Source organism: Pseudomonas syringae group sp. 26L6, from assembly GCF_032587815.1.
Taxonomy (GTDB): domain Bacteria; phylum Pseudomonadota; class Gammaproteobacteria; order Pseudomonadales; family Pseudomonadaceae; genus Aquipseudomonas; species Aquipseudomonas amygdali.
The window spans coordinates 287,822-311,579 of sequence record NZ_JAWHPJ010000011.1 but is presented as its reverse complement, the minus strand read 5'-3'; the positions used below and the strand labels follow the sequence as shown (position 1 = coordinate 311,579).

At 57.4% G+C, this 23,758-nt stretch carries 17 protein-coding genes; 12 read left to right on the top strand and 5 right to left on the bottom strand.

Annotated elements, in window-relative coordinates:
• Positions 1-53: 53 nt before the first annotated feature.
• Together RYA97_RS06315 and RYA97_RS06310 are read right to left on the bottom strand one after the other, a co-directional pair.
• Positions 54-617, bottom strand: a complete 564-nt coding sequence (locus RYA97_RS06315) for a response regulator transcription factor (protein ID WP_002555185.1) — start codon at positions 615-617, stop codon at positions 54-56.
• Positions 614-1,873, bottom strand: a complete 1,260-nt coding sequence (locus RYA97_RS06310; RefSeq protein WP_005745321.1) for an ATP-binding protein — start codon at positions 1,871-1,873, stop codon at positions 614-616. The genes RYA97_RS06315 and RYA97_RS06310 overlap by 4 nt, the downstream gene beginning before the upstream one ends.
• A gap of 192 nt (positions 1,874-2,065) precedes the next feature.
• Between RYA97_RS06310 and RYA97_RS06305 the strand changes: the two genes are divergently transcribed.
• The 10 genes from RYA97_RS06305 (at position 2,066) to RYA97_RS06260 (ending at position 15,509) form a co-directional block, all read left to right on the top strand.
• Entirely contained in the window at positions 2,066-2,779 is a 714-nt protein-coding gene (locus tag RYA97_RS06305; protein WP_005745322.1) for an SIMPL domain-containing protein, read from the top strand.
• Positions 2,780-2,915: 136 nt separating this feature from the next.
• Positions 2,916-4,523, top strand: coding sequence for an ABC transporter substrate-binding protein (locus RYA97_RS06300; protein WP_046834963.1), 1,608 nt, complete (start codon positions 2,916-2,918; stop codon positions 4,521-4,523).
• Between the two features lie 256 nt (positions 4,524-4,779).
• Positions 4,780-6,408, top strand: a complete 1,629-nt coding sequence (locus tag RYA97_RS06295; protein ID WP_005780851.1) for an ABC transporter substrate-binding protein — start codon at positions 4,780-4,782, stop codon at positions 6,406-6,408.
• Between the two features lie 335 nt (positions 6,409-6,743).
• Entirely contained in the window at positions 6,744-8,336 is a 1,593-nt protein-coding gene (locus RYA97_RS06290; protein WP_316882329.1) for an ABC transporter substrate-binding protein, read from the top strand.
• 155 nt (positions 8,337-8,491) lie between these two features.
• The gene (locus tag RYA97_RS06285) at positions 8,492-9,871 is read left to right on the top strand and encodes an OprD family porin (RefSeq protein WP_005780848.1); all 1,380 of its coding nucleotides are present in this window, start codon (positions 8,492-8,494) and stop codon (positions 9,869-9,871) included.
• An 82-nt stretch (positions 9,872-9,953) separates the two neighbouring features.
• A complete protein-coding gene (locus RYA97_RS06280; protein ID WP_005745330.1) occupies positions 9,954-11,549 on the top strand; it encodes an ABC transporter substrate-binding protein in 1,596 nt (531 codons plus the stop codon).
• Positions 11,550-11,623: 74 nt separating this feature from the next.
• The gene (locus tag RYA97_RS06275) at positions 11,624-12,634 is read left to right on the top strand and encodes an ABC transporter permease subunit (protein ID WP_002555193.1); all 1,011 of its coding nucleotides are present in this window, start codon (positions 11,624-11,626) and stop codon (positions 12,632-12,634) included.
• A 10-nt stretch (positions 12,635-12,644) separates the two neighbouring features.
• On the top strand, positions 12,645-13,556 hold the full coding sequence (locus RYA97_RS06270; RefSeq protein ID WP_002555194.1) for an ABC transporter permease subunit: 912 nt from the start codon (positions 12,645-12,647) through the stop codon (positions 13,554-13,556).
• Between the two features lie 10 nt (positions 13,557-13,566).
• Entirely contained in the window at positions 13,567-14,535 is a 969-nt protein-coding gene (locus RYA97_RS06265; RefSeq protein WP_002555195.1) for an ABC transporter ATP-binding protein, read from the top strand.
• On the top strand, positions 14,535-15,509 hold the full coding sequence (locus RYA97_RS06260; protein WP_003379694.1) for a peptide ABC transporter ATP-binding protein: 975 nt from the start codon (positions 14,535-14,537) through the stop codon (positions 15,507-15,509). Before RYA97_RS06265 ends, RYA97_RS06260 begins: the two co-directional genes overlap by 1 nt.
• Positions 15,510-15,646: 137 nt before the next feature.
• On the opposite strand, the gene RYA97_RS06255 is transcribed toward RYA97_RS06260, so the two are convergent.
• Positions 15,647-18,169, bottom strand: coding sequence for a sulfite reductase flavoprotein subunit alpha (locus RYA97_RS06255; RefSeq protein WP_316892012.1), 2,523 nt, complete (start codon positions 18,167-18,169; stop codon positions 15,647-15,649).
• 345 nt (positions 18,170-18,514) lie between these two features.
• On the opposite strand from RYA97_RS06255, the gene RYA97_RS06250 reads away from it, so the two are divergent.
• Entirely contained in the window at positions 18,515-19,759 is a 1,245-nt protein-coding gene (locus tag RYA97_RS06250) for an alpha-xenorhabdolysin family binary toxin subunit A (protein ID WP_005780838.1), read from the top strand.
• 7 nt (positions 19,760-19,766) lie between these two features.
• Positions 19,767-20,759, top strand: a complete 993-nt coding sequence (locus RYA97_RS06245; protein ID WP_005745334.1) for an alpha-xenorhabdolysin family binary toxin subunit B — start codon at positions 19,767-19,769, stop codon at positions 20,757-20,759.
• A gap of 224 nt (positions 20,760-20,983) precedes the next feature.
• Here RYA97_RS06245 and RYA97_RS06240 read toward each other — a convergent pair whose 3' ends face one another.
• Together RYA97_RS06240 and RYA97_RS06235 are read right to left on the bottom strand one after the other, a co-directional pair.
• Positions 20,984-22,147, bottom strand: coding sequence for a type III PLP-dependent enzyme (locus RYA97_RS06240; protein WP_005745335.1), 1,164 nt, complete (start codon positions 22,145-22,147; stop codon positions 20,984-20,986).
• Between the two features lie 370 nt (positions 22,148-22,517).
• On the bottom strand, positions 22,518-23,627 hold the full coding sequence (locus RYA97_RS06235; RefSeq protein ID WP_010193061.1) for an RHS repeat-associated core domain-containing protein: 1,110 nt from the start codon (positions 23,625-23,627) through the stop codon (positions 22,518-22,520).
• Positions 23,628-23,758 lie beyond the last annotated feature (131 nt).

Here is a 23,758-nt window from a genome sequence, read left to right as displayed (position 1 = left end):
TGATCACAATGAAGCAAAAAAACGCCTACACGACCACTATGAAAAAACCTTCATTAACGCCGCACGGGGCGCTTCTGCAACTTGCGTTGCAAGGTCCGGCGGTGCATGCCCAGCGCCCGGGCTGTGGCGGAAATATTGCCCTCGTGCTCGGTCAGCACGCGCTGGATGTGCTCCCACTGCAAGCGATCCACCGACATCGGATTCTCGGGGACCAGCGTGTCGAGGTTGGCGTGTTCGGACAGCAGAGCCGCCAGCACATCATCGGCATCAGCCGGTTTGCACAGGTAATTGCACGCGCCGCGCTTGATGGCTTCGACCGCCGTGGCAATGCTCGAATAACCGGTGAGGATCACCACACGCATGTCCGGGTCCATTTCCAGCAGCTTGGGCAGCAGCACCAAACCTGAATCGCCATCCATTTTCAGGTCCAGCGCGGCGTATTCAGGAATGTCCTGCTGCGCCAGCGCCAGGCCTTCCTCGGCTGAACCTGCGGTGCTCACGCGAAAACCACGACGGCTCATGGCCCTCGCCATTACACGGGTGAACGTCGCGTCGTCATCGACCAGCAACAGGTGCGGCAGCTCTTCGCCTTCGACCTGGATGTCTTCGTCACTCATGCTTCTTCTCCTCGCGTATCTCGGGGCAGGCGCAGCTCGGTGAGCGTACCGCCTTCTTCATGACTGTAGAGCTTTACCGAGCCACCCGCACGGGTGACGCTGGCCTTGCTCAGAAACAGACCCAGGCCGAAACCTTTGCCCTTGGTAGTAAAGAACGGCTTGCCGATCTGTTCGGCAATCGCCAGCGGCACACCTGCGCCGTGGTCGCGAATACTGATACAGACTTCTGTGCTGTCCCAGTCCAGGTTGACTTCAAGGCCATCGGGGCAGGCGTCGGCCGCGTTGTTGAGCAGGTTGAGCAGCGCCTGGGTAAGGTCCGGTGGCGGGGCCAGCATCGGCACCTCGCCCTTGCCCAACTGGTAAAAGCGGTAGCTCACTTCCGGGCGCATCAAATGCCAGCGGTTGAGGGATTCGTCCAGCCAGCGGGTGGCAGGCTGCTGCTCAACGGCCATACGCCGGTTGGCTTCGGCGGCACGCACCAGTTGCTGAAGGGTCTGTTTGCACTGCTTGACCTGCTCCTGCAACACCGACAGGTCGTCCTGCAAAGCAGGGTCACCGTGGTCCTGACGCATTTCCTTGAGCAGCACGCTCATGGTCGCCAGTGGAGTGCCCAGTTCATGGGCCGCGCCTGCGGCCTGAGTCGCGACGGCAAGCAGTTGTTGATCGCGCAAGCCCTCCTCCCGGCGCTCGGCGCGCAACTGTTCCTGGCGACGCAGCTCTTCGGCCATCTTTGCCGCGAAAAAGGTGATGACGGAAGCCGCCAGCGCAAAACTCAGCCACATGCCGTAGACCTGCATGTTTTCCCGGGCAATGGAGTCGGTTTCCAGCGGGTACGAGCGCACCATCAGCAAGGTGTACATGCTCAGCGCAAAGCCGGACAGAATCAGCGAGTAACGCCATGGCAGCGTGGCGGCGGCAATGGTCAGCGGCACCAGATAATAAGACACGAACGGGTTGGCCGAGCCGCCCGAGTAATACAGCAGCGCGCTGTGAATCAGCAGGTCCAGCGCCAGTTGCAGCGCATATTCAAGCTCGGTGAGCGGCAGCGAGGTGCGCAGACGGATGACGGTCAGCCCGCACAGCACCAGCGAACAGCCCAGGGTGATCGACAGTTGCAGCCACGGCAGTGGCAGAAAGTCGAACAGCCAGGCCATACCTACCGAGCCGGCTTGCGCGGCCAGCACCAGAATACGGATGAATGTCAGGCGCCACAGGTTTTGACGTGTGGCTGAAAGCATTTGAACGGGGGCGAGCATGAGCTCTCCTGATGAGTGCTCCAGGCGGATCACAGCGAGTATAACCAAGCGAGAGGTAAAACTGGAAAAGTGCGTCAACGCACCGCACACCAGAGCAGTCCGGCATCGCAGGAACCGGGCCAAAGCGCTACAGTCAGAACACTTTGCGCCGAGCGACACGTGTCGCAGGCCGTTTGATAACAAGGAGCTCTCATGTTCAATCTTCGCCCTGCTGCCACGCTCGTCGCGCTGGCCGCCGCCCTGTCCAGCCTGCCGGCCCTGGCTGAAGAAGCCCGCTACAACCAGATTTCCTTGCGCGCCGAGGTCAACCAGGAAGTCCAGCGCGACCTGATGCTGGTTACCCTTTATACCGAAGCACAGGACAGCGACCCGGCCAAACTGGCAGCTCAGATCACTGAAACCCTGAACAAGGCTCTGGGCCAGGCGCGGCAGGTCAAGGATGTGAAGATCCGTCAGGGCAGCCGCAACAGCTATCCGGTTTACGACGACAAAGGGCAGAAGATCACCGGCTGGCGTGAACGCGCCGAGCTGCGTCTGGAAAGTGCAGACTTTGCGGTACTTTCGAAGCTGACCGGCGAGCTGCTGACGGATCTGAAAATGGGCGGCATGGACTTCTCGATCTCGCCATCGACCCGCAAGGCCAGCGAAGACGCCCTGCTCAAGGACGCCGTGACTGCGTTCAAGGCCCGAGCGCAACTGGTCACAGAAGCCTTGGGCGGCACGGGTTACAAGCTGGTTAACCTGAACCTGAACACCTCGGGCTACCCGCAGCCGTATCTGCGCGCACCGGTGATGATGATGGCAAAATCCTCGCGGGAAGACTCAGCGCCAACACCCGATGTCGAAGCGGGCACCAGCCAGGTCAGCGTTGCAGCCGATGGCGTGATTGAAGTCGCGATTCCCTGAGAAACGGTCATCATTTATTCCGAGCCCGGAAACCGGAGCTCAATCAGCACAACTATCGCTCCCATGCTCTGCGTGGGAATGCAGTTACCGACGCTCTGCGTCCGATATTGAGAACGCAGCACTACGCGAGGGATCCATGGGACACACACTCTTCAAACCGCTGCTGCTGACCTCCGCCCTGCTGGCCTGCGCACCTCTGGCCCAGGCGGCCAGCACACTGGTGTATTGCTCGGAAGCCAGCCCGGCCGGTTTCGACCCCAGTCAGTACACCAGCGGCACCGACTTCGATGCCTCGGCCGAAACCGTCTTCAACCGCCTGACCCAATTCAAGCGTGGGGGCACGGAAGTGGAGCCAGGCCTGGCTACTCGCTGGGACGTCTCGCCGGATGGCCTGACCTACACGTTTCATCTGCGCGACGGCGTGAAGTTTCACACCACGGACTACTTCACTCCTACTCGCGCATTCAACGCGGACGACGTGCTGTTCACGTTCAACCGCCTGCTCGACGCCAACCATCCGTTCCGCAAGGCCTACCCGTCCGAGTCGCCCTACTTCACTGATATGGGCCTGAACACAACGATCAAGAGCGTCGAGAAAGTCGACCCGCTGACCGTCAAGTTCACCCTGAACAACATTGACGCTGCGTTCGTGCAGAACCTGGCCATGAGCTTCGCGTCCATCCAGTCTGCCGAATACGCCGACCAGTTGCTCAAGGAAGGCAAGGCCGAGGACTTGAACCAGAAGCCGATCGGCACTGGCCCGTTCGTCTTCAAACGCTACCAGAAAGACTCGCAGATCCGTTACGCGGGCAACACCGAGTACTGGAAGCCCGAGGACGTGAAGATCGACAATCTGATCTTCTCGATCAGCAGCGATGCCGCAGTGCGCATGCAGAAGCTCAAGGCTGGCGAATGTCAGGTCAGCGGCTATCCGCGTCCGCAGGACATCGAAGAAATGAAAAAGGACCCGAAACTCAAGGTCCTCAGCCAGCCGGGCTTCAACCTGGGGTTCCTCGCCTACAACGTCACCCATGCGCCGCTTGATCAGCTCAAGGTGCGCCAGGCGCTGGACATGGCTATCGATAAACCGGCGATTATCAAAGCGGTTTACCAGAGCGCCGGTCAACTGGCCGAAAACGCCTTGCCGCCGGGTCAGTGGAGCTATGACCCGACGATCAAGGATGCCCCTCACGATCTGACCAAGGCAAAGCAACTGCTCAAGGAAGCAGGCGTGGCACCGGGCACGAAAATCGACCTGTGGGCCATGACCGTACAGCGCGCCTCGAACCCCAATGCGCGCATGTCTGCACAGATGATTCAGTCCGACTGGGAAAAGATCGGCATCAAGGCCAACATCGTCAGCTACGAGTGGGGCGAATACATCAAGCGCGCCAAGGCAGGCGAGCATGACACGATGATCTACGGCTGGACCGGTGACAACGGCGACCCTGACAACTGGCTAGGTGTGCTGTACAGCTGTGCAGCCGTCAAAGGCAGCAACTACGCCAAGTGGTGCGACCCGGCCTACGACAAGCTGGTGCAGCAGGCCAAGCTGACCAGTAACCGCGACGAGCGCATCAAGCTTTATCAGCAGGCCCAGCACATTCTCAAGCAGCAGGTACCGATCACACCTATTGCCAATTCGAAGGTGTTTCAGCCGATGCGCCAGGAAGTGCAGGACTTCAAGATCAGCCCATTCGGTCTGACACCCTTCTATGGTGTCAGCCTGGGAACAGTGAAGTAACAACATGGCTCCAACCGGGTGCATTTTTCTCACCCGGTTGCGCCTTAACGGTGCGTGAAACGTTTCAAAAAACGACACGCAAACGATCAACAGAGTCGAAAATTACACTTTCGCGACATTCCTGTACGATCGTGCCACTCTTTGTCGCTTCTTTGGCGTCACTGTCTTGCTTTGGGTATGGCCCCTGCATAAGTATCGGATGGATCGGCTCACGAGGTCGTTCCCTCTAATCAAAATGACAACAACTGAGGCAACCATGCTCAAACACGCGGTCATTCCGTTTCTGGTCGGCGCCAGCCTGCTCGCCAGTGCTCCTTTCGCTCACGCAGCTTCGAATCTGGTGTTCTGCTCCGAGGGCAGCCCTGCCGGATTCGATCCGGGTCAATACACCACAGGTACTGACTTCGACGCCGCAGCAGAGACCATTTTCAACCGCCTGAGCCAGTTTGAACGCGGCGGCACCGCCGTGGTGCCCGGCCTGGCAACCAAGTGGGACATTTCTGATGATGGCCTGACGTACACCTTCCACCTTCGCGAAGGCGTCAAGTTTCACACCACGCCCTACTTCAAGCCGACCCGTGAATTCAATGCCGATGACGTGCTGTTCACGTTCAATCGCATGATCGACAAGGACATGCCTTACCGCAAAGCGTATCCGACCGAATTCCCGTACTTCACTGATATGGGTATGGACACCAACATCACCAAGATCGAAAAAGTCGACGACCACACCGTCAAGTTCACTCTTGGCAAAGTCGACGCTGCGTTCATCCAGAACATGGCCATGAGCTTCGCGTCCATCCAGTCCGCAGAGTACGCCGCCAAGCTGCTCAAGGAAGGCAAGCCGGAGCTGATCAACCAGCAGCCTATCGGCACCGGTCCGTTTGTGTTCAAGAGCTACCAGAAAGACTCCAATATTCGTTACACCGGCAACAAGGACTATTGGAAGCCTGAAGACGTCAAGGTCGACAACCTGATCTTCGCCATCACCACCGACGCCTCGGTGCGCATGCAGAAGCTCAAGAAAAACGAATGCCAGATCACCGCTTACCCACGTCCTGCCGACCTTGAGCCACTCAAGGCCGACAAAAACCTGAAGATGCCTGATCAGGCTGGTTTCAACCTGGGTTACATCGCCTACAACGTGATGCCTGAGATCAAGGGCGAAGACCATCCAAATCCCCTGGCTCAGTTGAAAGTGCGCCAAGCGCTGGACATGGCGGTCAACAAGCAGCAGATCATCGACTCGGTTTACCAGGGTGCAGGTCAATTGGCGGTCAACGCCATGCCGCCGACCCAGTGGTCCTATGACACCACCATCAAGGATGCCAAGTACGATCCCGAAAAAGCTCGCGAGCTGCTCAAGGAAGCGGGCATCAAGGAAGGCACCGAAATCACCCTGTGGGCGATGCCGGTTCAGCGTCCTTACAACCCCAACGCCAAACTGATGGCCGAAATGCTCCAGAACGACTGGAAGAAGATCGGTATCAACGCCAAGATCGTCAGCTATGAATGGGGCGAGTACATCAAGCGCGCCAAGAATGGCGAGAACGGCGCCATGCTGATTGGCTGGAGCGGCGACAACGGTGACCCGGACAACTGGCTCGGCACCCTGTTCGGCTGTGACGCCCTGAACGGCAACAACTTTGCCAAATGGTGTGACAAGCCGTTCGACACGCTGATCCATCAGGCCAAGGAAACGTCCGATCAGGCCAAGCGCACCGAGCTGTACAAACAGGCGCAACACCTCCTGAAAGACGCAGTGCCGATGACGCCTATTGCGCACTCGACTGTCTACCAGCCCATGCGCACTAGCGTACAGGACTTCAAGATCAGCCCGTTTGGCTTGAATTCCTTCTACGGCGTGAGCGTAACCGGGAAATAAAACCGGCGGCAGGCTGCGCCGGCCCAACCGGCGCAGCCTGCCGTTCTACCTGAACATGAGCCCCGAGCAGTTGGTTGAAAAAGTGTCGATATTGGCACTCTTCGACTATCACTAAGATATTTCCTACGCACTTTGCTGCCTGCGAGCCTATATACCGCGCGTCTTTGGCGAATTACCGTCCTGAGGTCGCGGCAACTGGCAGGAAGCCAGCCGCTTCGTGGCCGTTGTAACCCAATGTGTGCGGACAGGTTGTTCGGAAATCTTTTTCGGGTCAGCGCCTTCGGGCCAGTTAGACATTCGAGCCTCGGCTCGTCCTTTGAAGGATAGGGATCATCATGCGTAAAACTCTTGCGATGACGTCGTGCCTGGGGCTGTTTGCACTTGCCCCGTTTGCCCAGGCGGCAAGCAATCTGGTGTTCTGCTCCGAAGCAAGTCCGGCTGGCTTCGACGGTGCGCAATACACCTCATCCACGGATAACGATGCATCAGAGCCGATCTACAACCGTCTGACCGAGTTCAAGCAGGGCGATACCAGCGTGGTTCCGGGGCTGGCTACTTCATGGGATGTTTCGCAAGACGGTCTGACCTACACGTTTCATCTGCGCGAAGGCGTGAAGTTTCACAGCAACAAGAACTTCAAGCCCAGCCGTGATTTCAATGCCGACGACGTGCTGTTCACCTTCAACCGCATGCTCAACCCCGACCACCCGTTTCGCAAAGCCTACCCGACCGAGTTCCCCTACTTCACCAGTATGGGCCTGAACAAAAAGATCAAATCCATCGACAAGACCGACCCGCTGACCGTGGTGTTCACCCTCAATACGGTCGATGCAGCGTTCATCCAGAACATCGCGATGAACTTCGCCGGGATCCTGTCCGCCGAATACGCCGAACAACTGATGGCCAAGGGTGATGTACGCGACATCAACCAGCAACCGATTGGCACGGGGCCTTTCGTGTTCCAGCGCTATCAGAAAGACTCGCAGGTTCGTTACAAGGGCAACAAGGAGTTCTGGGATCCGAGCCGGGTGAAGATCGACCAGTTGATTTTCGCCATCGTGACCGACGCCTCTGCCCGCATGCAGAAGCTCAAGGCCAACGAGTGCCAGGTCTCGGTGAACCCGCGTCCGGCAGACCTCGCCAGCCTCAAGGAAGACAAAAGCCTGCAGATCATCGAGAAGCCAGGCTTCAACCTCGGTTACATCTCCTACAACGTACGCCACGAGCCGCTCGGCAAGCTGGAAGTGCGCCAGGCGCTGGACATGGCCGTCAACAAGAAGGCAATCATCAACGCGGTTTATCAGGGCGCAGGACAGCTGGCAGTCAATGCCATGCCGCCAACCCAGTGGTCCTACGATGACAGCATCAAGGACGCGCCTTATGACCCGGAAAAAGCCAAAACCCTGCTGCGCGCGGCTGGCGTCAAGGAAGGCACCGAACTGACCCTCTGGGCCATGCCGGTCCAGCGTCCTTACAACCCCAACGCCAAGCTGATGGCCGAGATGCTGCAGGCCGACTGGGCCAAGGTCGGCATCAAAGTCCGGATCGTCAGTTACGAATGGGGTGAATACCTCAAGCGCACCAAGAATGGCGAGCACGATATCTCGCTGATCGGCTGGACCGGCGACAACGGTGACCCGGACAACTGGCTGGGCACGCTGTACAGCTGCGCAGCCATTGGCGGTAACAACTACTCGATGTGGTGCGACGAAAAATACGACCAGCTGGTCAAGGCCGCCGTCGCTGTCACCGACCGCGAGCAGCGCACCGACCTGTACAAACAGGCGCAACGCTACCTCAAGGAACAGGTGCCGATCACCCCGATTGCCCACTCGACGGTCAATCAGCCGTTGCGCGCCGAGGTCAGGGACTTCCACGTCAGCCCGTTTGGTCGCAACAACTTTTCAGGCGTCAGCATCGCCGACTGATCAGAAACTCCGCATGCCCTCGCCGTCTTGTGTCACGGCGAGAGCCAGCACTTGCGCGTTTATACCGATAACAACGCAGGGCCCAAAGCCCTGCACCACCAAAAGCCAGGCTTAAGAACTGGCATATAAAAAAGTGATAAAGGGAGCTGCACATCGTGAAAACAACAAGCACTGCATTATTGGCCTTATCTCTCTCGTCGTTCGGCGCATTGGTTCAGGCAGAGCCAGCCAGCCAGACGTTCATACCGACCGAGCTAAGTTCGAAGAATGCACAGGCCGACGCCAATGGCTTTATCGAAGATCAACACCTGACCGGCACAACCCGCAACTGGTACGCCAACGAACTAAAGCGTCGTGGTGAGGTTTTCCGCTACAACGACAACGGCATCGCTGAGCAGACCTCGCGTCGTATCAACTGGCAGCAGGGCACCATCGTCAACTACACCTCTGGCTACACGCAGGGCGTTGTAGGTTTCGCCACCGAGCTGGCACTGTACAACGCCATTGCGCTGGACCGTGACACCGATGACTTTGCAGGCAGTTCCAACCGGACCCTGGCCCACCGTGACGGCGATGCAGTCGGTCAGTGGAGCAAAATGGGCCTGGGCAACGTCAAGGCGCGAGTCTCCAACACGGTCCTGACCATGGGTCGCCAATCGGTTAACACCCCGGTCATCGCCTTCATCGGCAACCGCGCACTGCCTTCCAGCTTCCAGGGTGTTGCCGTACAGAGCGACGAGCTCAACAACCTGTCTTTTCAAGCCGGTAGTTTCGACCGCGTATCGCCACGTATGGAACAGAGTCTGGATAAATTCCGCTCCGAATACGGTGATCGCAGCCAGACCGCCGACCGCCTGGACATGTTCGGCGCTGACTACAAGCCGACCGACAGCCTGACTGCCAGCTTCTACGCGTCCAACCTGGAAGACTTCTGGCACCAGTACTACTTCGCCTTCACCCACGAACTGGGCGATAGCAAGACCTTCGCGTTAAGCACCAACCTGAACTACTACAAAACCAAGGATGCTGGTCAGAGCAAACTGGGCGCAATCGACAACGATACCTACAGCCTGTCCTTCACCGGTACGCATAACGCGCACAGCATCAGCGTTGCGTACCAGGAAGTTAACGGTAACGAGTATTTCGACTACGCCCACGACACCAACGCAATCTTCCTGGCCAACTCCCTGCTCTCGGACTTCAACGGCCCGAACGAGAAGTCCCTGCAGGTCGCTTACGTACTGAACATGGCCGAATATGGCGTGCCGGGTTTGAAATTCAACATCTACCAGGCACGTGGCTGGGACATCGACGGTACGCACTACAGAGGTACCGGTTACACCGACGTACTGGCAATGGACGGCGAGACTCACTACGAATACGGTATCGGTACGTCGTACTCCGTGCAGTCCGGCCCGCTCAAGGCCACTGCCATCCGCGCCACTTACACCACACACCGCGCCAGCGAGAATCAGGCTGATGGCAACATCAACGAATTCCGTCTGGTGACCACCGTTCCGTTCAACATTCTTTGATTCGCTGAAAACCGTTCTGGTGCAAGGCAACAGCCTTGCGCCAGAACATCACCATCGGCGTCAACTCTATGGAGGGTTCACAATGAAACTGTTATCGCTACGCAACTCGATCGCCCTGGCCCTGCTCAGCGTCGCCGTCAGTGTTTCGGCAAAACCCCTGGTGGTCTGCACAGAAGCCAGCCCCGAAGGCTTCGACATGGTGCAATACACAACAGCTGTGACGGCCGACGCCGTGGCTGAAACCGTATTCAATCGCCTGGCAGATTTCAAACCCGGCACCACGGAAGTTATTCCAGCGCTGGCTGAATCCTGGGACATCAGCGAAGACGGTCTGACCTACACTTTCCACCTGCGCAAAGGCGTCAAGTTCCACACCACCGACTACTTCAAACCGACCCGCGACATGAATGCCGACGATGTGCTCTGGAGTTTTCAGCGTCAGCTGGACCCGAAACACCCGTGGCATGACAAGTCGAGCGTCGGCTTCCCCTACTTTGAAAGCATGGGCTTCAAAGAGCTGCTGAAAAGCGTCGAGAAAACTGACGACTACACCGTCAAGTTCACCCTGACCCGTCGCGAAGCGCCATTCCTGGCCGACCTGGCCATGGCGTTCGCCTCTATCTACCCGGCGGAATATGCCGACCAGTTGTTGAAAGCCGACAAGACCAACGATCTAAACAGCAAGCCAATCGGCACCGGCCCGTTCATCTTCCAGCGCTATGCCAAGGATGCGCAGGTACGCTTCAAGGCCAACCCGGATTACTTCCGCGGCAAGCCGCCTGCCGAAGCATTGATTCTGGCCATCGCCACCGACAACAACGTGCGCCTGCAGAAACTCAAGGCCAACGAATGTCAGATCGCGCTGTACCCAAAGCCGGACGACGTTCCGAGCATCAAGAAAGACCCGAATCTGAAAATCGATGAAATGGAGGCCATGACCACCGGCTATATTGCGATCAACACCACGCACAAATATTTGAGCGATGTGCGGGTACGCAAAGCCATTGACATGACGTTCGACAAGAACGCTTATGTCAACGCGGTGTTCGGCAAGGGTAATGCGCTGGTAGCAGTCAACCCGTATCCGCCGACCCTGCTGGGTTACAACAACAGCCTGAAGAATCCGCCGGTCGACCTCGACAAGGCACGCGCCTTGCTGAAGGAAGCAGGCGTGCCGGAAGGCACCACGTTTACCCTGTTCACCCGCAACGGCGGTGGCCCGACCAACCCTAACCCGATGCTCGGCGCGCAAATGATGCAGTCCGACCTGGCAAAGATCGGCATCAAGATCGACATTCGCGTCATGGAATGGGGCGAAATGCTCAAACGCGCCAAGAATGGCGAACATGACATGGTGTCTGCCGGCTGGGCAGGCGACAATGGCGACCCGGACAACTTCCTGACCCCGATGCTTAGTTGTGAAGCGGCGAAAAACGGCGAGAACTATGCACGCTGGTGCAATGCCGAATTCCAGACGCTGATCGACAAGGCCCGCGAAACAGTGAACCCGCAGGAGCGTGCGACGCTCTATGAGCAAGCTCAGGCAATATTCAACAAGGACCAGCCGTGGATCAGTATGGCTCACACCAGAATGTTCACGGCCATGCGTAAAAATGTGGAGGGCTACCAAATCAGCCCGCTCACAACCAACAACTTCGCCACTACCCAGGTGAAGTAGAAAAATAATCCGGCGAGCTCATAACCCGAGACTCGCCGGAGCACGCCTAACCGGCTGATGAGGTACACACCAAGATGTTTAGTTTTATCGCCCGCCGAGTGGGGTTGCTGATACCCACTTTCTTCGGCATCACCTTATTGACCTTCGCCCTGATTCGCCTGATTCCGGGCGACCCGGTCGAAGTCATGATGGGTGAGCGCCGGGTCGATCCGGAAATGCACGCTCAGGCCATGGAACGTCTTGGTCTGAATAAGCCACTGTATGCCCAGTACATCGATTACATCGGCAAGCTCGCCCACGGCGACCTCGGTGAATCGCTGCGTACGCGCACCAGTGTCTGGAGCGAATTCACCTCGCTGTTCCCGGCAACCCTGGAGTTGTCGCTGGCGGCACTGATTTTTGCGGGTATTCTCGGCTTGCTGGCCGGGGTCATCGCCGCACTCAAGCGAGGGTCCCTGTTCGACCATGGGGTCATGGGGATTTCCCTGGCGGGCTACTCCATGCCGATCTTCTGGTGGGGCCTGATCCTTATCATGTTCTTCTCGGTATCACTGGGCTGGACGCCGGTATCCGGGCGGATCGACCTGCTGTACGACATTCCGCCGGTCACCGGCTTCATGCTGATCGACACCTTGCTCAGTGACGAACAAGGCGCGTTTCTCGATGCGTTGCATCACCTGATTCTTCCGGCCATCGTGCTGGGCACCATCCCGCTGGCGGTAATCGCCCGGATGACCCGCTCTTCGATGCTCGAAGTACTGCGTGAAGACTACGTGCGTACTGCACGGGCCAAAGGCCTGTCGCCAGCGCGCGTGGTATTCGTTCACGGCCTGCGCAACGCGCTGATTCCAGTGCTGACCGTATTCGGCCTGCAAATCGGCACATTGCTGGCCGGTGCGGTACTGACCGAAACGATCTTCTCTTGGCCCGGTATCGGCAAGTGGCTGATCGAAGCCATCGGTGCCCGGGATTATCCGGTCGTGCAAAACGGCATTCTGCTGATCGCCTGTCTGGTGATCCTGGTCAACTTCGTGGTGGATATCCTCTACGGCTTTGCCAACCCACGCATCCGTCATCAGCGCTGAGATCATCGATATGAGCACCCCTACTCCTGCGGTAGCAGTCGATCAAAGCCTGCTTTACCCATCCCCGTACAAAGAATTCTGGCAAGCGTTCTCGAAAAACAAAGGCGCGGTTGCCGGCCTGCTGTTCATGATCCTGATCGTGTTCTGCGCCCTGTTCGCCCCGTGGGTTGCGCCACATGACCCGAGCGAGCAATACCGTGACTTCCTGCTGACACCTCCGGTGTGGCTTGAAGGCGGTCAATGGCAATTCATCCTCGGCACCGACGAACTGGGCCGCGATCTGTTGTCGCGTCTGATCCAGGGTTCGCGCCTGTCGCTGCTGATCGGTCTGGCATCGGTGGTCATGTCGCTGATCCCGGGCATCCTGCTGGGCTTGCTGGCGGGCTTCTTCCCGCGCGTGCTGGGCCCTTCGGTCATGCGCCTGATGGACATCATGCTGGCCCTGCCATCGCTGCTGCTGGCTGTAGCCATCGTGGCAATTCTCGGCCCTGGCCTGATCAACACCGTGATCGCCATCGCCATCGTGTCGCTGCCGTCCTACGTACGTCTGACCCGCGCAGCGGTAATGGGCGAGCTGAACCGTGACTACGTGACGGCTGCGCGTCTGGCCGGTGCCACCCTGCCACGCCTGATGTTCATCACCGTGCTGCCCAACTGCATGGCACCGCTGATCGTTCAGGCAACGCTGAGTTTTTCCTCGGCCATTCTCGACGCCGCAGCGCTGGGCTTTCTGGGCCTTGGCGTACAGCCACCGACGCCTGAGTGGGGCACCATGCTCGCCTCGGCGCGCGACTACATCGAACGTGCCTGGTGGGTCGTCAGCCTGCCCGGTCTGACCATTTTGCTCAGCGTGCTGGCAATCAACCTGATGGGCGACGGTCTGCGCGATGCGCTGGACCCGAAACTCAAGAACGCCGCCTGAGGAGATTCGCATGTCACTTCTTGAAATCAAGAATCTCAACGTCCGCTTCGGCGACGCCAAAGCCGTACCTGTTGTGGACGGCCTGTCCCTGAGCGTCGAAAAAGGCGAAGTATTGGCCATTGTTGGCGAATCGGGGTCCGGTAAATCCGTGACCATGATGGCGCTGATGGGGCTGATCGATTCACCCGGCATCATCACCGCCGACGCGCTCAACTTCGACGGCAAGGACCTGCTCAAGCTGAACGCACGGCAGCGTCGTCGCATCATCGGCAAAGACCTGGCGATGGTTTTCCAGGACCCGATGACCGCGCTGAACCCCAGTTACACCGTGGGCTTCCAGATCGAGGAAGTGCTGCGCCAGCACCTGAACATGTCGGGCAAGGCGGCACGCCAGCGCGCGCTGGAACTGCTGGAAAAGGTCGAAATCCCTGGCGCGGCTGCGCGCCTGAATGCCTACCCGCATCAACTGTCGGGCGGCATGAGTCAGCGTGTAGCAATTGCCATGGCCATCGCCGGCGAACCCAAGCTGCTGATCGCCGACGAACCGACCACCGCGCTGGACGTGACCATTCAGGCGCAGATCATGGAGCTGTTGCTGAGCCTGCAAAAAGAGCAGGACATGGCGCTGGTGCTGATCACTCACGACCTGGCGGTAGTGGCTGAAACCGCACAGCGCGTCTGTGTGATGTATGCCGGTCAGGCCGTGGAAGTCGGTCAGGTGCCCGGTCTGTTCGAGGTCCCTGCCCACCCGTACAGCGAAGCCTTGCTGGCTGCTATTCCCGAGCACAGCATGGGCGCCGAACGCCTCGCCACGCTGCCGGGCATGGTTCCGGGTCGCTATGACCGGCCACAGGGTTGCCTGCTTTCACCGCGCTGCCCGTATGTGCGCGACAACTGCCGGACCGAACGTCCTGGCCTGGACCCCAAGGCCCATAGCCTGGCGCGCTGCTTCTATCCCTTGAATCAGGAGGTGGCGTAATGAGCGTCGTACTTACCGCCCGCGACCTTACCCGTCACTACGAAGTCTCCCGAGGCCTGTTCAAAGGCACAGCGCTGGTGCGCGCGCTTAACGGTGTGTCCTTCGAACTGGAAGCCGGCAAGACCCTGGCTGTGGTCGGCGAGTCCGGCTGTGGCAAGTCGACGCTGGCCCGCGCGCTGACACTGATTGAAGAACCTTCATCGGGTTCGCTGAAAATCGCTGGCCAGGAAGTGACCGGTGCCAGCAAGTCCGAGCGCAAGCAGTTGCGCAAAGACGTACAGATGGTATTCCAGAGCCCTTACGCGTCGCTCAACCCACGCCAGAAAGTCGGTGACCAGCTCGGCGAGCCGCTGTTGATCAACACCAAACTGTCGGCAGCAGAACGTCGGGAAAAAGTGCAGGCGATGATGGCTCAGGTCGGTTTGCGCCCCGAGCACTATCAGCGCTACCCGCATATGTTTTCCGGCGGTCAGCGTCAGCGTATCGCGCTGGCCCGGGCGATGATGCTACAGCCCAAAGTGCTGGTCGCGGACGAACCGACTTCGGCGCTGGACGTGTCGATTCAGGCACAGGTGCTGAACCTGTTCATGGATTTGCAGCAGGAATTCAATACCGCCTACGTGTTCATCTCCCACAACCTTTCGGTGGTGCGTCATGTCGCCGATACGGTCTTGGTGATGTACCTGGGGCGGCCAGCGGAAATGGGTCCCAAGGAAGAGATCTATAACCGTCCGCTGCACCCTTACACTCAGGCACTGTTGTCAGCGACCCCGACCATCCACCCGGACCCGCTCAAACCGAAGATCAAGATCGTCGGCGAGCTGCCCAACCCGCTCAACCCGCCAAGCGGCTGCGCTTTCCACAAGCGCTGCCCTTACGCGACCGAACGTTGCGCAACAGACGTACCGGAACTGCGCCTGGTGGATAACCGCCAGGTGGCCTGCCACTATGCCGAGCAATTTGTAGCGGCATAGGCTGAAGCTAGAAGCTAGAAGCTAGAAGCTAGAAGCTAGAAGCTAGAAGACTATCGTGCCCACGCTCCAGCGTGGGCACGCAGTTCTGGACGCTCCGCGTCCAATCTTTCTCAAAGACTTTCGTATCGGCACGCCGATCAATACACATCCCGCCGATAACGTCCTTGCTCGATCAGCTCACTGACTCTCTGCTCTCCCAGCACATCCTTCAACACCTGATCCACCCCCGCCGCCATACCGAGCAGGCTGCCACAAATATAGATCGCGGCACCGTCGTCCAGCCATTTTCGCAGTTCATCAGCCGCATCACGCAAGCGATCCTGCACGTAGATTTTCTCAGCCTGGTCACGTGAGAAGGCAAGATCCAGTCGATTCAGATGACCAGCCTCCAGCCAGTCCTCCAGTTCGTTACCACAATGAAAATCGTGGGCGCGGTTACGTTCGCCGAATAGCAGCCAGTTGCGCATCTGCCCTTGAGCGATGCGAGACTTGAGCAGACTGCGCAAACCGGCCAGCCCCGTACCATTGCCCAGCAGGATCAGCGGGACGGAATCGACAGGCAAATGAAAACTGCTGTTGCGGCGCAAACGCAGACTGATCGCGCCGTCGAGGTCGGCATGGGTGGTCAGCCAGCCGGAGCCCAGCCCCAGACTGCCGTCAGGATGAACTTCCTGACGCACGATGAGTTGCAGACGTCCGTCTTCCGGAATCGAAGCGATCGAATATTCACGAGCAGATACCGGCGCCAGCGCGTCGATCAGCGCCTGCGCGTGCAGGCCCACCAGATGCGCACGATTGTTCGGCAGTTGGCGGGTTGCCAGCGCCTGACTGAGCGGCTCCTGCAAGCCATCCACGGCTACCGGCGTGGCAGGATCGACACCCAGCCCGGCGAGAAAGGGTTCAATGACCTGTGCCGCATTGCGCGGCATCACCTCGACCAGATCCCCCGCCTGCCAGCTCGCTGACGTCGACGCTGTCAGGTCCAGCAGGTAAACCTTCGAACCACTGCTGCCCGGGTTCAAATGCTCGCGCCGCGCCAGCGTCCAGTTCTCGAACACCGGTGCCTGCCAGTGCGTTGAAGGCACGGAGCCAGTCAATTGTCCCAGCTGCTGCTGCCAGTGTTGCAGGGCTGCTGGATCAGCGCTGTCCACTTCAACAGGCGGGAACAACGTGCGCCCGCCACGCTCAGCCAACCAGCCATGCAAACGATGGGCAAAACCGCAGAAATGCGGGTATTGACGATCGCCCAGGGCCAGAACGGCGTATTCGAGCTGCTTCAGTTCCAACGGACGGCCCAGCAACTTACGCTCGAAACCTCGCGCGCTATCGGGCGCCTCGCCCTCACCAAAGGTGCTGACGACGAACAGCGCCTTACGACTCTGACTGAAATCCTCTTCGGTCAAATCGCCCAGCCGCTTCACGCGCACAGACACTCCTGAAGCCTGCAACTGGCCAGCAGCCTGCCAGGCCAACTGCTCGGCAAAACCGCTCTGGCTGGCGAAACCTATCAGCCAGGAAGCAGCATCATCTGCCCATTCACTCTGAACCTCGCCGCGCGCACTTCTGACAGCGCGCTGCTTGCGACGTCGATCCAGGTACAACAACCAGCCAGTGATAAAGAACAGCGGCATCATCAACGATGCAGCCGTCATGATGAGCCGGCCGACGAGGCCGAAATAGCTACCAACGTGCAGCGCATAGTTGCTGGCCAGCAATTGCGCGCCGAAACTGCGCTCTGCATAGCGTGAAACCGAGCTGACTTGACCGTTGGCCGGGTCAAGCGTGATGCTGTTCAAGGCCCGTGGATGAGGTGAGTCCTTGAGCAGGTAGAACACCGTGGCCGGTTGGCCGCCAGAAGCAGGCAAACGCAAGTTATAAGCACGTAGTTCAGGCCCGGCGGTTTTCTGCACACTGTCCCAGATGGCAGCGTAATCAACCAGCAACGGCTCGGATTGGCTGGAAGGGGCCACAGGGGCTTTGCGCTGTACAGGCAGCGAATCTCCCAGCAGCCTGTTCAGACCATTGCTCACCCAGTCATAAGACCAGTTAAGGCCCGTGATCGCGAACAGCAGGTAGAACAACAGGCACCAGGTACCAAACACCGAATGCAGGTCCCAGTTGAAACTGCGGCCCTTTTTAGCCCAGTCCATCGTCAGCCAGACACGCCAGTTCAGCGCGTTGCGAGGCCAGCGCAGGTAGAGCCCGGACAGGCAGAAGAACACCAGAACCAGTGTGCAGGCCGCAGTGATCTGTTTACCCACCTCACCTGCTGCCAGATAACGATGCAGTTGCAGGACAAAGTCGAAAAAGCCCTCACCTACAGCATCGCCTTTCAGCTCGCCGGTATAGGGATCGAAATTGCGTTTGGGACCGCGCCGTTCGCCCGGCTCCGGGGTGAAATACACCTGAGCGGCACGATTGCCCAGCGTATCGACACGCAGCATAGCGACGGTCAGCCCGGTCGCTGCCTCCAGCCTGTGAACAAGCTCAATCGGTGGCAAGGTAGCCGTACGCTCCTGCACGAGCAGAACGTCTGGGTTCAGAACATCAAGAATTTCGTCTTCGAACGAATACAGCGCGCCGGTAATCCCCATGAGGGTCAGCACCAGACCTGCCGTGATCCCAAAGAACCAGTGCAGTTGAAACAGGACTTTCTTCAACGCCGACGCTCTCCCCCTCTGCAGGCTGCGGCGCGCAGTATGCTCCAACCGCGACGCATTCTCATCTTAAAATCGAGGTAACGTGGGTTTCCCTGTTCATTCGTGCCGCTGACGGGAACAAAACATCTTTATTAAAAAGCATTGAATTTATACATATACCACCTCTGTAAAAAAGGGCAGCCGCCCACGGCAGACTGACTGTAAAGAGTCATTTATCTTACATCTTTAATCCATGTTTATGCTTTGACGCCCTCACCCTTAAAACACTAACCTTTTTCAACACGAGAACATTAACATGTTGAGGAGATCAACATCTGTTCTCCCAGTGGAAATAAGGACATACCCATGAACCCAATGTTTTACAACGTCATGCAGGCGTTACCTTTATCCGGAGACCTCAAGGCGGATGAGGCGATAAAAACGGCCGAACTGTTCAGTACGATGTCGTCTGCCAATGATAAGCACGTCACCCGTGCACCCGGTTTGATTCTGACCAAAGAGCAGATTATCAATCTCAAGAAATATGAATTGGCGGGCCTCGCCCTGCCCGTTGAGCTGGAGGACGTCATTGTTTATCTCGGCTATTCAAAAGGCGCCGGTGCAGGGCTTGAACCTGAAGACTTCCTGAAAAGTTTCAACCTTATCCACCGGCATGCGCGTCGCTGGAGTCCTCTGCGCACCGACCTTCTGGGCATCGGCAGCAAACTGAAGGTCTTCGCAGGCAAGATGCTGGTGTACGGCCAGAGCATGGAGGAGATCAACGGCGACGTCAGGGCCGGGAAAATCGTTGACCATCACCAGATCAAGACACTGGAGGATGTAACGCGCTTGAGTCTTGAACTGGGCAAGGACTTCCCGGGCATCGAGCTGGATGAAAACGATAAGGAGATCACCCAGGAAATCGGCTCCCACCTCACCGATATACTGGACCTGATTGCAGCCAATCTGGCCGATGCCCAAACCATCAAGAAGGAACTGGATCAGTTTGGCCTGGACCTGTCGCTGCATGTCGGGCCCGAGATACAGCGCAAAATGGTTGCCATCGACAACAGTTCACTGCCGGCCGACGTGGCGAAGCTGAACCTGGATATCGAACAGCGCGCAAAGGACATCGATGAAAAGAACAAAGAATACAAGGCGGTGGTACAACAATCGTTGAATTCGGTCAGTAGCTTGAACATTGTGGGCTTGGCATTGGGCATTTATTTCGGCGTAGAAGCTGAAAATGTCAGGGCCGCACGCAATGAATTAATGACGCAACAAACCGCCGACATAGAAACCTTGCAAGACAAGAACACTATTCTGGGCTCATTGAGCAGGGTAAAGTTTAACTTGCAGAACCTGGCAACGATTGTGGTCGATGCCGACGTGGCGACTAAAAACCTGATTACCGTATGGAACAAACTGTTTTTGTTTATTGAGGCGTCTGCGGTATCGGCGTCCGAGATAAACGATGCCTTGTCCTTACGGCAATTTATGAATCACTTCAGACAAGTCGTTCACCCCTGGAAGACCATCGAAGTCGACTCGGACGCCTTGCTTAATGTGTTTAAGGAAGCGGATGAAGAATATAAACGGATTTATGGATAACTCGACAATGAAAAATACGTTCACGCCCAATGACACAGCCTTCGCTGGTCAAATACCCGACCGCGACATCATGACTCGCAGTCTTCACCTCATGCGTAACAGCCTGATAAAGGCAGACCTTCTGTTTGCCAAGACCCAAGACCTGCCTAACCTTTATGAGAAGCTCACACGCCTGAACACCCTGGCCGTCACTGAACAACATCACCTCGGAGAACACGCTGAACGGCTGATCATCGATATCGAGTCGAAGACCGCCCTGCTGAGGCAGTACGCTCAACCCTCCGCCACTCCCATCGATGCCGAGGAGCTGGAAGATATCAACGTTCAGTGTCAGCGCCTCGTGAACAATGCCACTGCCATAGCCCAGCAACTGGCCAGTGCTCTGAGTGGCATGACACAAGGTATTGATCGACAGCAGACCGCTGAGTTTGGGCAGAGTCTGCAAGGTGACATGGCAAACGCAGGCACCAGACTCGACGTTTTACACACCACCCTGGCGAAGTTGAACGAAGAGCGTCAAGTGCTGAGCACCGCTATTGACGCCCTGGAAAGCAAGGGCGCGACGAGTATTGCCAAGGACACGTTGATCACTGCAGACAAGGTGCTCAGCCTGGGAATGCAGCCCCCTGAACTCGCAGTGATCATGCTGGCGCTCGAGCAAATGAAGGCGACCCTGGAAAAGGGTGAGGCGGGAATCAACCTCATCGCGATGATCAAACGCCGTGATGGTTTTCGCGAGCGCATCAATGCCCTGTCCCAGCAACTGGCAGGCATGGACAAGGAAAAAATGGCGCTCGCACAGCGCATTGAGCTGATTGAATGCTTCAACGCTTTTGACGAACATCGCGCCGCTTATGTCGAGCAATACCAGAAAATCAAAAACACTCTGGACAGCTTTCTGGTCGTCAACACCACAAGCGCATCCGATGGCAAGCAACGCAGCATGCGCCTGATCAACTCGGGCCAACAGTTGATCGGCTACTTGAACCGCATTCGCTGACGCCACCGAAGCCCACGTTGCAAGGGTAATGGCCTGTACGTCCTTGCAACCTGCGTTTATGCACCTGCCGTTAAACGGCAGCCAAACAGCTATCAATTCAACGTGCGGGAAATTCAGCGTCTTTCAGAAGCGTTCGACACTGGACAGGATCTGACTGTCTGAACCCTGGATGAAACGCAAAAAAAACCCGCGATCACTCGCGGGTTTTCATATCAGGACAACGCTTACAGATAGAACGACTTCAATGGCGGAAAGCCGTTGAATTCCACTGCGCTGTAGCTGGTGGTGTAGGCACCGGTCGACAACCAGTACATACGGTCACCGATGGCCAGGTTGAGTGGCAGACCGTACTTGTAGTTCTCGTACATGATGTCGGCGCTGTCGCAGGTCGGGCCTGCAATGACCACTTCTTCCATTTCGCCTTTCTTCTCGGTCCAGATCGGAAACTTGATGGCTTCGTCCATGGTTTCGATCAGACCGGAGAACTTGCCCACGTCGGTGTATACCCAACGCTCGACCGCAGTACGCGACTTACGGGCGACCAGTACCACTTCGCTGACCAGAATACCGGCGTTGGAGATCAGCGAACGGCCTGGCTCCAGAATGATTTCCGGCAGGTCGTCACCAAAGTCTTCCTTCAGGAAGCGGATGATCTCTTCAGCGTAGGTTTCCAGGCTGTTGGTGCGGGTGATGTAGTTGGCCGGGAAGCCGCCGCCCATGTTGATCAGCTTCAGAACGATGCCGTCTTCTTCTTTCAGACGCTCGAAGATCACTTTGACCTTGGCGATGGCAGCATCCCAGACGCTGATGTCGCGCTGCTGCGAGCCGACGTGGAACGAGATGCCGTAAGGCACCAGACCCAGATCACGGGCAAGAATCAGCAGGTCCATGGCCATGTCGGTCTGGCAGCCGAACTTGCGCGACAGCGGCCAGTCGGCGGTGGTCGAGCCTTCGGTCAGAATACGCACGTAGACTTTCGCACCCGGCGCAGCCTTGGCAATGTTGCGCAGATCCGCTTCCGAGTCGGTTGCGAACAGACGCACGCCCTTCTCGTAGAAGTAGCGAATGTCCTTGGATTTCTTGATGGTGTTGCCGTAGCTGATGCGCTCCGGACCAACGCCACAGCTCATGACCTTGTCCAGCTCGTAGATCGACGCGATGTCGAAGCTGGAACCCTTGTCCTTGAGCAGATTGATGACTTCGACGGCCGGGTTGGCTTTGACAGCGTAATAGACCTTGGCAAACTCGAAGCCCGCACGCAGGTCGTCGTAGGCTTTGCTGATGATGGCGGTATCAATGACCACGAACGGAGTTTCTTGCTTGTCAGCGAACGTCTTCATTTTCTTGAAGGTTTCGGCTGAATAGTAGTCTTCGACATTGATCGACATGCTGCTGGAACTCCTGATGGCAAGCGGTATTGGTAAATGGGTGCAAATGAACGCCCTCCGTATCCCCACTTTGGTTCGCCTACTTCCCAAGGCATGTCGCCGAAAGCAAAAAGGCCCTGAAGGGCTGCCTTCCTGGCCTTGCTGTCTCGTCGTCAGTACTTGAGCCGGATGGATCGTTTCCAGCATGGACGTTCGGCGCGAACTTTAGGACCTGAGGGGCCGGATATCAACAAAAAATGTCGCGTTTTTGCACAGAGCGCTTGAGTTGCCTTCCCAAGGACCTGTTTAACCGACCTGCATGACAGGCAGATGTTCCTCAGTGTCTGATAAACCGACAAACGCGTCCGGTTGGCAAGGATCCGTTGAGAAATCAAAAAAGCCAATCTGGACGTCTGTTATGCATCATATAAAGTCGCTGCTCATGAACCAGAGCCTCAGCGTCAGCACCCATGGCGGACGTTTGATAGTAGGTTATCCGAACGGGCGATTGCAGGCGCAAGAGTCGACCGGGCTGCAATCGTAATCGAGGCTCTCTTATCAGTTTGGCCTGCACATAGGAAAACGGAATACCTTCGCGACGTGGGAACATCGGCGCAATACCCGTCACCTCACCGTGATAGATTTCGTCGAGCTTTTTCAACCACGGTTGAAAAGCAAGGTCGGGGATATTCAGTGCATTGAACTGACGCGCTGATGCAGCCATCACCACGCTTTCGAAGTCCTTGGAAGTGCGTGCCAGACTTGCGGCATCAAGACCAGACAAATTACCCGCAATCATTTCTTTTATGTGCGGCGGCATGTCGGCAAGAACGGCCTCTGGTTTGCGAAAAATGCCCTCGGACAGCTTATTTTTGATCGCAGGCAATCCGCGCCCTCTGGAACCGCGTAACCATTGTTCCGCGGCGTCTCTCATCAGCCGCGTATTCCTTGATACCCCTTGGAATAGTGTGCCAATAGCGCGAAAAATATGCCCGCCAGGGTCGCTCCGGTTCACCGGATCACCCGCACAATAGCCATAGGCATTAAGCCCGCCTTCGCCAAAAGGGCTGAAGCTATCGGGGCTGTTGAAGCGCATCAAGACCGGATTGTAGGCCCGGTAACCGTTGCCAAGCAGGTAGTGACCGGTAACTGTGTCAATCTGCTCTCCATTGAAGCCCGGTACCTCTGGGTTCCTCGCAGCTTTTTCACTGTAACCATAAGGTGTGTAGGCAATAGCCGTCCTCTGCTCAACACCGCCCGCATGCAATACATTTTGTTGCTGATCTGCAGCATCCAAAACAACAAGGCGCTTTCCATTGGCAAGGGTCTGCTGCGCCAGAGGCATTCCTCTCACGCGAAAAAGTGTGCGCTGCTCGCCATCAAGCACTTCGGTTGTCAACTGCTGGCCGCCATAGAACCGCTGCCTCATCGCCTGAGCCAGAGGAGTCAGACTCGCAAGGCGATCCAAAGGGTCATACCTGTATCGACAAAGCTCGTTCATCATCAGTACCTCGCTGCGCTTCGGTCAGAAGAAACTAAATCAACCGCTGCCCAAAGTGCTACTGACAGAAATGCCAGTAGCCTGCACAGGCAGAAACGCAGCGAGAGCAGCACGAACTTTACGTCAACGAC

Coding starts and splice junctions, on each gene's coding strand:
- RYA97_RS06315 (WP_002555185.1), bottom strand. CDS start 617: ATGAGTGACGAAGACATCCAGGTCGAAGGCGAAGAGCTGCCGCACCTG.
- RYA97_RS06310 (WP_005745321.1), bottom strand. CDS start 1,873: ATGCTCGCCCCCGTTCAAATGCTTTCAGCCACACGTCAAAACCTGTGG.
- RYA97_RS06305 (WP_005745322.1), top strand. CDS start 2,066: ATGTTCAATCTTCGCCCTGCTGCCACGCTCGTCGCGCTGGCCGCCGCC.
- RYA97_RS06300 (WP_046834963.1), top strand. CDS start 2,916: ATGGGACACACACTCTTCAAACCGCTGCTGCTGACCTCCGCCCTGCTG.
- RYA97_RS06295 (WP_005780851.1), top strand. CDS start 4,780: ATGCTCAAACACGCGGTCATTCCGTTTCTGGTCGGCGCCAGCCTGCTC.
- RYA97_RS06290 (WP_316882329.1), top strand. CDS start 6,744: ATGCGTAAAACTCTTGCGATGACGTCGTGCCTGGGGCTGTTTGCACTT.
- RYA97_RS06280 (WP_005745330.1), top strand. CDS start 9,954: ATGAAACTGTTATCGCTACGCAACTCGATCGCCCTGGCCCTGCTCAGC.
- RYA97_RS06275 (WP_002555193.1), top strand. CDS start 11,624: ATGTTTAGTTTTATCGCCCGCCGAGTGGGGTTGCTGATACCCACTTTC.
- RYA97_RS06270 (WP_002555194.1), top strand. CDS start 12,645: ATGAGCACCCCTACTCCTGCGGTAGCAGTCGATCAAAGCCTGCTTTAC.
- RYA97_RS06265 (WP_002555195.1), top strand. CDS start 13,567: ATGTCACTTCTTGAAATCAAGAATCTCAACGTCCGCTTCGGCGACGCC.
- RYA97_RS06260 (WP_003379694.1), top strand. CDS start 14,535: ATGAGCGTCGTACTTACCGCCCGCGACCTTACCCGTCACTACGAAGTC.
- RYA97_RS06250 (WP_005780838.1), top strand. CDS start 18,515: ATGAACCCAATGTTTTACAACGTCATGCAGGCGTTACCTTTATCCGGA.
- RYA97_RS06245 (WP_005745334.1), top strand. CDS start 19,767: ATGAAAAATACGTTCACGCCCAATGACACAGCCTTCGCTGGTCAAATA.
- RYA97_RS06240 (WP_005745335.1), bottom strand. CDS start 22,147: ATGTCGATCAATGTCGAAGACTACTATTCAGCCGAAACCTTCAAGAAA.
- RYA97_RS06235 (WP_010193061.1), bottom strand. CDS start 23,627: ATGAACGAGCTTTGTCGATACAGGTATGACCCTTTGGATCGCCTTGCG.